Origin of the sequence: Pseudophaeobacter leonis, assembly GCF_002087335.1 — a bacterium.
Lineage (GTDB): Bacteria > Pseudomonadota > Alphaproteobacteria > Rhodobacterales > Rhodobacteraceae > Pseudophaeobacter > Pseudophaeobacter leonis.
The window spans coordinates 146,272-157,073 of sequence record NZ_MWVJ01000074.1 but is presented as its reverse complement, the minus strand read 5'-3'; the positions used below and the strand labels follow the sequence as shown (position 1 = coordinate 157,073).

Here is a 10,802-nt window from a genome sequence, read left to right as displayed (position 1 = left end):
AAGAGTCGCAGTTCAGATATCGCTCACACATCGCTGGTTTGAAGACCGCGGCCAGCCATGCACCCTGCTCGTCTTTGTCGACGACGCCACGAGCATGTTGATGGAACTGCGGTTTGTGATCTCAGAGAGTACGTTTAGCTACTTTGATGCTTTGGAAAGCTATCTGCTTAAACACGGTCGCCCCGTTGCGTTTTACAGTGACAAACACACAGTTTTCCGCGTCCCAAAGCCCAACAAACACATGACAGGAATGACCCAGTTTGGGCGGGCTCTGGCCGAGCTAAACATCGAGATTCTGTGCGCAAACAGTTCTCAAGCCAAAGGCCGCGTCGAGCGTGCGAACCGGACGCTACAAGATCGGCTTGTCAAAGAACTGCGCCTTGCAGGCGTGTCTTCTATGGAGGATGGGAATGCATTTCTGGAAAGTTTCGTCGACCGCTACAATGCCAGGTTTGCCAAGGCCCCTGCCAAGTCAAACGACCTGCATCGCGAGCTGAACATCGCACCGGATCGACTGCGCGAGGTCTTCTGTTTGCGCGACAAGCGTCACGTCACCAAAGATCTGATGCTCAAGTGCGATCGCAAACGGATCAAGCTGGAGATCAACGATTTGACGCGCAGCCTCGTTGGCAAATACATCGATATCTATGAGTACGGCTGTGGGCGCATTCAGGTCCGCGCCAATGGCGTTGTCTTACCACATACGATCCTGAACCCTGAGTGCCGGATCACACACGCAGCAATCACCGAGAACAAACGTCTCAGCGCAGTCCAGGAGCATATCAAAGCCGAACAGGGCAAGGCTTCGCCAAAGCCGAGGGTAAAGCCAGTCAGCGCTAAAAATGGTTACGTGAAGACGGGGTGACGCCCACCTGGGGGTCCGTCTAAGATGGAACCCTACTACGCCCGCAAACGCGCAGAACGAGAGGCCCGCGCATCCAGCCAGGGCTCCGATATCTGAGGTCTACACCCTGTCAGGCTGCGCTACCCTTAGCGCCGGTGGTGACATTCCTGCTTTGCGCAACCGATGACATTTCTGAATGGCGTTTACATGATGTGCAGGCGCAAATCCATGATCTACTGGGACCGCACCGATCTGAGCCTGGCCTGACACTGGCTTGAAGCTGGTCTGAATCCGGCCTGAGCCTGACCAGGAAAGCAGGTTGCGCTGGATCAGCCCCGTACATGCGGCGCGATACCGTTGGCGGCTTCTGTAATATAGGGCAGGATTTCTTGCTGCACCCTCTCAAGCTTCCAAAGATGTGTCGAAACAGAACACTGGATGGCGGCAAAGGCCTGCCCGTTTGGACCTCTGATGGGCGCCGCAATGCCAGTCTGCTGCAAAATTGACTGGTCATGTGTCATCGAATACCCGGAAATTTGGGCCTCGTCGATGCTTTGTGAAATAAGGCTCCGATCCATCGTGGTCCGCGGTGTCATCTGTTTCAGCGGCCATGTTTCGACAAAAATATCGCGCTGGTCTTTGGGCATAGTTGACAGAATGGCGCGCCCTGCCGCCGTGCTGAGAGCGGGCAGCCGTCGCCCTACAAGCATGGAGGCAAACTGACCTTTGCGCCCGGGGACACGGCTGACATACAGAATGTGGTCGCCGGACAGCTCTGCAAGGTTCACGGTGGCATTAAATTGATGCGACAGTTCGATCAGCTTTGGCATGGCCAGTCTGACCAGGGGGTTTGACCAGAAGTAGGCATAGGCCATTTCCAGCCAGGCGTGCGACGGGCGATACCGTTTGGTGGCGGGATCCTTATCCAACATCCCCTCAAGGTGCAGAGTATTGGCCAGTCTTTGCACAGCGCTTTTTTCCAAACCGGTGAGTTTGACCAAATCGCTCAGAGAGAGCTCGGTAGCTGATTCGTCAAACGCGCGCAGAATTTTGAGCCCCTTTGCCAGTGAGCCAACAAAGAGTGTGTTCTGTTTTTCAGGCACTTGGGATTTCATAGCGCGCTACCTTTGTTGTGTCCGAACAATTTCTCTTGACGGCTCGGAGCAAATAATGAGTAAATTTAGCTAAAAATAATATCAACTATTAAATTATAATACAATCAGCATCCTATCAGGGAGCCACCCATGAAACTCGCCCTTTTAAGAACCACAGCAGCACTGCTCGCACTCAGCGTCTCGACGGCTGCATTTGCAGACAAGGCAAGTGACACGCTGCACCTGGCCTTCACCAAAGAGCTGGAGTCAGTTGACAGCTATATGAACTCTGCCCGCGAAGGCATCGTTATGCAGCGCGCGATCTGGGATGGCCTGCTGTACCGCGATCCAATCACCAGTGAATACAAAGGCAATCTTGCCACCTCCTGGGAATGGATTGACGACCTCACAATCGAATTCAGGCTGCGTGAAGGCGTAACCTTTCACAACGGTGAAGCCTTTAACGCAGACGACGTTGTTTATACCGTGATTTTGTCACCAACCCCGACAGTGGCGTGAAAACAGTGCGCAATGTCAGCTGGATGAAATCCGCCGAAAAGATTGACGATTTCACCGTGCGCCTGAAGCTGAAAGCGCCCTTCCCAGCTGCGATCGAATTCCTGTCGGGGCCAGTGTCGATCTATCCGAATGAATACTACGCAGAGGTCGGCCCAGGCGGCATGGCTTTGAACCCCGTTGGGACTGGCCCCTACAAGGCCGTCAAAATCGAGCCCGGCAAACACTTCGTTCTGGAGAAGAACGAAAACTATTTTGACGGACCAAAGGGACAGGCGCAGGTCGGCCGCATTGATGTGCGCACCATGCCAGACATCAACACCCAAATGGCCGAGATGTTCAACGGAACGCTTGACCTGATCTGGCAGGTTCCTGCGGACCAGGCTGGCAAGCTGGGCGAAATGGCGCAATTCCAGGCCGTCAACGAAAGCACCATGCGCGTGGGCTTTTTGTTGATGGATGCCATGGGCAGAACGGATGAAAACTCACCGTTCAAAGATGTGCGGGTGCGCCGCGCTGTGGCACATGCAATCGACAGACAGGCGATTGTCGATGCATTGGTCAAGGGCAGCAGCAAGGTCGTCAACTCGGCCTGTTTTCCCAGCCAGTTTGGCTGTGACGCGGATGTCGCGACCTATGAGTACGACCCCGAAAAGGCCAAAGCACTGTTGGCTGAGGCGGGCTATACTGATGGGTTCACCACTGATTTCTATGCCTATCGCAACCGGGATTACGCCGAAGCCATCAGCAGCTATATGAATGCGGTTGGCATCAAAACCAACTTTAACATGCTGAAATACGCAGCCCTGCGCGATTTGAACAATACCAAAAGGCGTGCCGGTGAATTTCCAGACCTGGGGATCATACTCGATCAATGACGTGTCCGCAGGCTTTGCTGGCGAGTTCCTCAAGGGCGGCGCTGGCGATTCCGTCAAAGATGCTGACGTGATGGACGCTTTGGAAATCGCAGATACATCCACTGATCCCGCAGTGCGGATCGCGAGCTATTCCAAAGCGTTGAACCGGATCGCTGACCAGGCGTTTGCCGTGCCGCTGTTCTCGTATAACACAAACTACGTGTTTACGCAGGAAGTGGCCTATACGCCGACGCCAGACGAAGTGTTGCGCTTTGCAACGATGCGCTGGAAATAGGCCGTCACCCTCTCTGGCTGGGCGCATCCGCGTGCCCAGCTGTTAACCCCGCCAGTCCTCTCCAAATGACCCGCCCCGGTTTACCCAAAGAAGGTGATATGTTGTGCTTTCATTCATTCTGAAACGGCTGGGGCTTGCGTTCCTTGTGGCCGTGACGGTTTCTCTAATCAGTTTTGTTTTGCTGTATCTGTCCGGCGATCCCGCCATAGCCCTGGCTGGTGAAGGCGCCTCTTCAGAAGATATCGCGGCCATAAACGTACGCTACGGTTTTGATCGCCCAATGGTCGTGCAATACGGCGCGTGGTTGCTGAGCGCGCTGACCGGCGATTTTGGCGAAAGCTATTATTTCAAGATGCCGGTGTCTTCGCTGCTGGCAGAACGCCTGTCGGTCACGATGTTGCTGGGCCTGTGCGGCATCAGTTTTGCTTTGGTGACGGCGGTGCCTCTGGGCGTTTTGGCCGCGATGCGCCCCAATTCGATCATCGACCGCTTTGCCCTGTTGTTATCGGTGGCAGGCCAGGCGATGCCCTCCTTTTGGTTTGGTCTGATCCTGGTGGTTATCTTCTCGATCAAGCTGCGCTGGCTGCCCGCCTCCGGGTCCTCAACCTGGGCGCATTTCATACTGCCAACTGTGGTGTTGGGATATTACGCCATGCCGGCGATCATGCGCCTGACACGCGCCGGTATGCTTGAGGTGTTGTCCTCTGACTATATCCGCACCGCCCGCGCCAAGGGAGCATCTGAGGGCCGTGTTTTGTTCAAACACGCTCTGCGCAACGCGATTATTCCGGTGGTCAGCCTGGCTGCGGTTCAGATGGGCTTTATGCTGGGCGGCTCCATCGTGGTAGAGTCGATCTTTGCGCTGCACGGCGCGGGTTTTCTCGCCTACGAGAGCATTTCGCGCAATGATTTGCCCACGGTGCAGGCGTTGGTTCTCATCTTTTCAATGTTCTACATCATTTTTACCTTCACGGCAGATGTGCTGAATGCCTGGCTTGATCCCCGCATGAGGAGCGCATGATATGACACACTCTTCCTCTGCTCTGCCGCCTGATCCGCTGTTGCAGGAAACCCTTGCGCCTACCCCGGCAGAGCGCCTTCGCCGTCGTGTTGCTGGCCATAAGGGGCTGCTGTTTGGCGGCGTCGTGCTGGGGCTTTTGACCATCGTGGCGCTTTTTGCACCGCTGATTGCGCCGCATGATCCCTATGCCCAGAACCTGATGGGCCGGATGCAGCCGCCTGTGTTTCTGGATGGGACATGGGAGCACATCCTTGGCACTGACCACCTGGGCCGGGACTATCTGTCGCGTCTGATCTATGGCGCCCGCATATCGCTGTTGATTGGCACAGTTGCGGCCCTGATTTCGGGCACTATTGGCACCATCCTTGGCGTCAGCGCCGGGTATTTTGGCGGCCGTGTCGATGCGGTTGTCACCTTTTTGATCAACGTCCGTCTCGCCCTGCCTGTTGTTCTTGTGGCCCTTGCGGTCGTCGCCCTGCTTGGGGGCTCGCTCACCGTGGTGATCTGCGTCCTTGGCTTTTTGCTCTGGGACCGCTTTGCCGTGGTGATGCGCACCTCGACCCTGCAGGTGCGCAACCGGGACTATGTGACGGCGGCGCAGGCCATCGGGGGCTCAACCCCGCGGGTGATCCTGTCCGAGATCATGCCAAACATCCTGAACAACCTGATCGTGGTCATCACTCTGGAAATGGCCCATGCCATTTTGCTTGAGGCGGTTTTGTCCTTCCTTGGCCTGGGTGTTCAACCCCCGACCCCCTCCTGGGGCCTCATGGTCGCTGAAGGCAAAAATATGATGTTGTTTGAGCCCTGGCTCGTGCTGATCCCTGGTGCAGTCCTGTTTGTACTGGTGCTGGCGATCAATCTGCTTGGCGACGGTCTGCGTGACGTCACAGCCCCGGAAGGGCGGAACTAACTTATGACAGATAATACACAAAACCCGATCCTGAGGGTCAAGAACCTGACCATCGACATCCCCACCGCCACGGGGACGCTTCATGCGGTGCGCGGCATTGATTTTGATCTTATGCGCGGCGAAACCCTCTGCATCGTGGGCGAAAGCGGCTCTGGTAAATCGCTGACCTCGCTGGCACTGATGGGGCTTTTGGGCCGGGCGATCAGACCACAGGCCGATGTGATGGATTTTGAGCGCACCGCCCTGCTGGAGGCCAGCCCAAAGACCCTGCGTTCGCTGCGCGGTGCGCGCATGTCGATGATTTTTCAGGAACCGATGACCTCGCTCAACCCGTCCTACACCATTGGCGATCAGCTGATGGAAGCCCTGTTGATCCATGGCGGCACCAGTCGTAAAACCGCGCGGGGCCGTGCCATCGAGCTGTTGCAAAAGGTTGGGATCACCGCAGCGGAAAGCCGTCTGTCGCAGTTTCCCCATCAACTGTCCGGCGGGCTGCGCCAACGTGTGATGATTGCGATGGCGTTGATGTGTGAGCCGGAACTGATCATCGCGGACGAACCCACCACGGCCCTTGATGTGACCATTCAGGCGCAAATTCTGCGGCTGTTGGTCGATCTTCAGGCCGAGATGGGCATGGCTCTGATCCTGATCACCCATGATCTGGGGGTTGTGGCGCGCATCGCGGACAAGGTTGCGGTGATGTATGCGGGAGCGCTGGTCGAGACCGGCCCCACCGCCGATCTGTTTGCCGCCCCCTCACATCCCTATCCCCGCGGGCTGCTCAACTGCATTCCCCTCCCCGGCAAACCCGATCGGTGCGAAACTGGGCACTATTGCGGGCATCGTGCCCTCCCTCGTGGGGGAGGTCTCGGGCTGCACCTTCCGCACCAGATGTGAACATGCGCGCGCCTCTTGCCGCAGCGCAATTCCGCGTCATTTAACGGACGAGGGCAGGCACGCCTTTCGTTGTGTCGACCCGCAGGGATTCGCCCCCTCACAGCCGGATCGGCCGCTGACGGCGCAGTCACAGGGAAACCGGTCATGAACAGCCCAGATACACCCATTCTAGAACTGCGTGACGTCACCAAAACCTACACAGTCAAGCAAGGCCTGTTTGGTAAGTCCAAACCGCTGACGGCCCTGAACGGCATTTCCCTGCAACTCAACCGGAGTGACGTGCTGGGTCTGGTCGGCGAAAGCGGATGTGGTAAATCCACAATGGCCAAAATCCTGCTTGGCCTTGAGGCCCCTACATCGGGTCAGGTTCTGGTGGACGGCAAACCCATAGGCGGCGAAAATCGCCTCGAGTTGGCCCGCCGCATTCAGCCAATTTTTCAGGATCCCTACTCGTCCCTGAATCCGCGCAAAAGCATTGAAGATATCATCGCCCTGCCCCTGCGCGTTCACCACATTGGCGATGAGGCATCGCGGCTGAAAAAGGTGCGTGACATTCTGGATGTCGTGGGGCTGCCGTCCCGGGTGCTGACCAATTACCCCAGCCAGATGTCTGGGGGACAACGCCAACGTGTCGCCATCGCGCGCGCTCTGGTGATGCGCCCTGAAATCGTGATCTGTGACGAGCCGACGTCAGCGCTAGATGTCTCGGTGCAAAGCCAAATTCTGAACCTTCTTGGGGAGTTGCGCCGCGAATTCAACCTGACCTATCTGTTCATCAGCCATGATCTGGCGGTGGTCGAACACCTCGCGACCAGGGTTGCGGTGATGTATCTGGGCCAGGTGGTGGAGGAAAACAGCGTCGAAGGCATGTTTGTGCAAACCCGCCATCCCTATTCCAAAGCACTGCTGGAGTCTGTCCTGACGCCCGAGCCCGGTCTGGGCGTGCCCGACACCCATCTGGGCATGGCATACCCGAACCCGATTGAGCCGCCATCGGGGTGTCATTTCCACCCACGCTGCGCCGCCGTGAGTGAGATTTGCAAGCAACAGGCACCGCGCACTCAGCTGACAACCTATGGTCGTATTAAATGCCATCTGCATGATGAAACCGTTCAAGCGAAACTGGTGCAGGCATGAACCCCAGTCTTTCACATACGCAGTCCACCACAAAAGCGGGCGTTGAGACCAACCATGGGGTTGTTGCGGCGCAACACCGTAGCGCTGCCGAAGCCGGCGCCGCTGTGCTGGCGGCAGGTGGGACTGCGGTCGATGCGGCCATTGCCACATCTTTTGTTCTGGGTGTGGTTGAGCCCTGGATGAGCGGCCCGGCCGGTGGCGGTGGTCTGATGCTGTGGCAAGAGGATGAGGGCAAGGCCTATGCGCTCAACTACGGCATGCGCTCACCGGCTGGTCTGAAGGTGTCTGACTACCCCTTGAGCGGAGGCGGCAAGGCCAATGATCTCTTTCCCTGGGACAGTGTTGTGGAGGATCGCAATATTCAGGGCGCCACAGCCATCGCCGTCCCCGGTCTGGTGGACGGGATGGGCAAACTGCATGCGCGGTTTGGCACCCTGCCCTGGAGCGAGCTTTTGGCCCCCGCTATATCCCATGCCAAAGAGGGCATGTTGGTTGACTGGTATGCCGCCCTGATCATCGCCTCAACCACGCGGGCGCTGGCATCTGATGCGGACGCCGCCAGGCTGTTTTTGGAGGATGGACAATGGCCCATGGTTTCTGGCTGGACGGCCCTGGCCGAAAAACGACTGGATCAATCCGGTATGGCTGCAAGCCTGCAACAGATCGCCGAGGCAGGACACCGGGCTCTGTATGACGGGGATCTGGCGCAGTTGATGGTGCGGGATGTGCAAGACAAAGGCGGCAGCCTTTCCATGCAGGATCTGCGCAGCTACAACGCCTATTTCTCTGATCCCCTGAGCGTGAAATATCGCGAGGCGATGCTCTATATGCTGCCGGGGCTTACGGCGGGTCCCACCCTGCAACAGGCCCTGCAGGTGATGGAGCGCTGTCAGATGCAGGGTGACACCCCCCGTGCCGATGCCTATTGCGCCTACGCAGACGGGTTGAAGGCGGGGTATGAACAACGGCTTTCCTCGATGGGGCATGATGGTGAAAATCCAGCCGCGCAGGGCTGCACCTCGCATTTCTCGGTGGTGGACCAGCACGGCAATATGGTGTCGCAGACGCAAACGCTGCTGGGGATCTTTGGCAGCCGTGTTGTGTCGCCCTCTACAGGGTTTTTGATGAACAACGGCATTATGTGGTTTGATCCGGTGCAGGGCCGTCCCAATTCATTGGCCGCAGGCAAGCCCTGCCTGATGAACATCTGCCCGGTGATCGGGCATAGGGGAGACTTTCGCTTTGGGATTGGGGCATCAGGGGGGCGCAAGATCGTTTCAGCCGTCGCCCAGCTGGCCAGTTTTATGACCGATTTCGACATGGATCTTGGGGCGGCGCTGCACCAGCCCCGCATTGATGTCTCAGGCGCGGACACGGTGGTCGTGGACGAAACCCTGCCGACGGAGGTGATTGAGCCCCTGCGCGCATCACACCCGGTGATCCCTGCGCGCCGCACGGTCTTTCCCTACGCCTTTGCCTGTCCCGCCGGTGTCATGCGGCGCGGTGAGACCAACACTGGCTGCACCGAAATAATGTCGCCCTGGGGTGATGCAATAAACGAAAGTGAGACCCGCGGATGAGCCGTAAAGACGCCATAGAGGCAGCAACCAGCTATTTTGACTCCGGCAGCCTTCAGTCCGAGCTTACCGCGTTGGTTGCCTATCGCAGCGAAAGCCAGAATCCAAAGCAGGCAGCGGTGCTTAGCCAATATCTGGTCGAGGCGATTCAGCCGCGGCTTGTGAAGATGGGATTTGACTGCACGATATATGACAATCCTGTCGCAGATAGCGGTGGTGGTCCCTTTTTGCTGGGCACGCGCATCGAAGACCCGGCCCTGCCAACCGTGCTCACCTATGGTCATGGTGATGTGATCTGGGGCCAGGACAGCGAATGGCAAGAGGGCCTGGCACCGTTTACACTGACGGAAGCGGACGATCATCTCTATGGGCGCGGCACGGCGGACAACAAGGTTCAGCATCTGATCAATATCGCAGCCCTGGAATCTGTGCTGGCCTGCCGTGGCAAGCTGGGCTTCAACGTCAAGATCGTACTTGAGATGAGCGAGGAAGTCGGCTCCCCCGGTCTGGCCGAGATGATGCAGATGCATCGGGACACAATGATGGCGGATGTGTTGATCGCCTCAGATGGGCCACGGCTCAGCGCGGACCGGCCAACCATGTTCATGGGCGCACGTGGCGGCTTGATGTTCGATCTGGTGGTGGATCTGCGCACAGGGGCGCATCATTCCGGAAACTGGGGCGGGCTATTGGCCGACCCGGCAATGATCCTGGCACATGCCTTGGCGAGCATCACAGATAAGCGGGGGCAATTGCAGATCCCCGGGTGGCGCCCGACCAGCCTCACCCCAAAAATCAGCGCGGCCCTGCGTGAGCTGCCCGTGGGCACCAATTCCGAGCCGACTGTGGATATGGATTGGGGCGAAGAAGGCCTGACACCGGCGGAACGCGCCTATGGCTGGAACAGCTTTGCCGTTTTGGCGATGAAATCCGGCATGCCCGAGGCTCCGGTCAATGCGATTGCCCCTACCGCATGGGCGTGTTGCCAGCTGCGCTACGTGGTGGGTCCCGATATTGATAACGCCCTGCCAGCGCTGCGGCACCATCTGGATGCAGGAGGATTTGAAAAGGTCCAGATCCGGACAGCCGAAAAAGGCATTTTTAGCGCAACCCGTCTGGACCCGGATCATCCCTGGGTCACCTATGTACAGGCCTCGCTCACAGAAACGACGGGAAAAACGCCGCATGTTCTGCCCAATCTGGCCGGCTCTCTGCCCAATGAGTGTTTTGCCGATATTCTGGGCCTACCCACCATCTGGATCCCGCACAGCTACCTTGGATGCAATCAACATGCTCCGAATGCACATGTTTTGAAACCTATCTGTCGTGAAGCGATGCAGGTCATGGCCGGGTTGTTCTGGGACATTGGCACCAGCACCCCGGACACGCCACAGGACACAGGCAAGACTTGACACAACTCTTGTTGAAAGTCCTTACTGCTTTAGCGAGATGTTTTTATGCAAAAGCACGCTTGGGTAGTGTTCGGATTCGGCTATGGGGCGAATATACAGGAAATCTGACCCAGCAGAACGCCGCGCGAGAGGGCGCGAATGCCAGGGCTTCGCTCTTAGGGAAACGGGCGGCTGCGCTAAGCGTCTTCGGGCTGTGCCAGGCGTCTGGTCGCTGTGCCAAGATTTTTGCTCTGGAGCAA

10 protein-coding genes and 1 pseudogene are annotated in these 10,802 nt (G+C 57.6%); 10 read left to right on the top strand and 1 reads right to left on the bottom strand.

All coding sequences use genetic code 11. The features are described 5' to 3' along the window. Positions 1-865, top strand: an 865-nt coding sequence (locus tag B4968_RS16400) for an ISNCY family transposase (protein ID WP_139792871.1), incomplete at its 5' end; no start/stop codon positions are given. Between the two features lie 308 nt (positions 866-1,173). Here the strand turns inward: B4968_RS16400 and B4968_RS16395 are convergent. Further along, positions 1,174-1,959: an IclR family transcriptional regulator gene (locus B4968_RS16395; RefSeq protein ID WP_241525800.1), complete on the bottom strand. Its 786-nt coding sequence runs from the start codon at positions 1,957-1,959 to the stop codon at positions 1,174-1,176. 129 nt (positions 1,960-2,088) lie between these two features. On the opposite strand from B4968_RS16395, the gene B4968_RS25330 reads away from it, so the two are divergent. The 9 genes and pseudogenes from B4968_RS25330 to B4968_RS16360 all read left to right on the top strand — a co-directional run bounded on the left by B4968_RS25330 (position 2,089) and on the right by B4968_RS16360 (position 10,563). Then, positions 2,089-2,457, top strand: coding sequence for an ABC transporter substrate-binding protein (locus B4968_RS25330; protein ID WP_277620958.1), 369 nt, complete (start codon positions 2,089-2,091; stop codon positions 2,455-2,457). Next, complete coding sequence (locus B4968_RS16390) at positions 2,454-3,332, top strand: ABC transporter substrate-binding protein (RefSeq protein ID WP_277620957.1); 879 nt, start codon at positions 2,454-2,456, stop codon at positions 3,330-3,332. The genes B4968_RS25330 and B4968_RS16390 overlap by 4 nt, the downstream gene beginning before the upstream one ends. Beyond that, positions 3,295-3,606 carry a hypothetical protein gene (locus B4968_RS24700; RefSeq protein ID WP_241525799.1) on the top strand — a complete coding sequence of 104 codons (312 nt, stop codon included), beginning with the start codon at positions 3,295-3,297 and terminating at the stop codon, positions 3,604-3,606. Before B4968_RS16390 ends, B4968_RS24700 begins: the two co-directional genes overlap by 38 nt. 103 nt (positions 3,607-3,709) lie before the next feature. After that, positions 3,710-4,627, top strand: coding sequence for an ABC transporter permease (locus B4968_RS16385; protein ID WP_083100513.1), 918 nt, complete (start codon positions 3,710-3,712; stop codon positions 4,625-4,627). A gap of 1 nt (position 4,628) precedes the next feature. Then, positions 4,629-5,540: an ABC transporter permease gene (locus tag B4968_RS16380; RefSeq protein WP_083100512.1), complete on the top strand. Its 912-nt coding sequence runs from the start codon at positions 4,629-4,631 to the stop codon at positions 5,538-5,540. 3 nt (positions 5,541-5,543) lie between these two features. Further along, positions 5,544-6,585 (top strand): annotated as a pseudogene (locus B4968_RS16375) (ABC transporter ATP-binding protein). After that, positions 6,582-7,574: an ABC transporter ATP-binding protein gene (locus B4968_RS16370; protein WP_083100511.1), complete on the top strand. Its 993-nt coding sequence runs from the start codon at positions 6,582-6,584 to the stop codon at positions 7,572-7,574. The pseudogene B4968_RS16375 and the gene B4968_RS16370 overlap by 4 nt, the downstream one beginning before the upstream one ends. Further along, complete coding sequence (locus B4968_RS16365; protein ID WP_083100510.1) at positions 7,571-9,154, top strand: gamma-glutamyltransferase; 1,584 nt, start codon at positions 7,571-7,573, stop codon at positions 9,152-9,154. Before B4968_RS16370 ends, B4968_RS16365 begins: the two co-directional genes overlap by 4 nt. Then, the gene (locus tag B4968_RS16360; RefSeq protein WP_083100509.1) at positions 9,151-10,563 is read left to right on the top strand and encodes a M20 family metallopeptidase; all 1,413 of its coding nucleotides are present in this window, start codon (positions 9,151-9,153) and stop codon (positions 10,561-10,563) included. Before B4968_RS16365 ends, B4968_RS16360 begins: the two co-directional genes overlap by 4 nt. The last annotated feature ends 239 nt before the right edge of the window (positions 10,564-10,802 follow it).

Excerpts from the sequence above, each read along its gene's own strand:
- B4968_RS16395 (WP_241525800.1), bottom strand. The coding sequence starts at position 1,959 with ATGAAATCCCAAGTGCCTGAAAAACAGAACACACTCTTTGTTGGCTCA.
- B4968_RS25330 (WP_277620958.1), top strand. The coding sequence starts at position 2,089 with ATGAAACTCGCCCTTTTAAGAACCACAGCAGCACTGCTCGCACTCAGC.
- B4968_RS16380 (WP_083100512.1), top strand. The coding sequence starts at position 4,629 with ATGACACACTCTTCCTCTGCTCTGCCGCCTGATCCGCTGTTGCAGGAA.
- B4968_RS16370 (WP_083100511.1), top strand. The coding sequence starts at position 6,582 with ATGAACAGCCCAGATACACCCATTCTAGAACTGCGTGACGTCACCAAA.
- B4968_RS16365 (WP_083100510.1), top strand. The coding sequence starts at position 7,571 with ATGAACCCCAGTCTTTCACATACGCAGTCCACCACAAAAGCGGGCGTT.
- B4968_RS16360 (WP_083100509.1), top strand. The coding sequence starts at position 9,151 with ATGAGCCGTAAAGACGCCATAGAGGCAGCAACCAGCTATTTTGACTCC.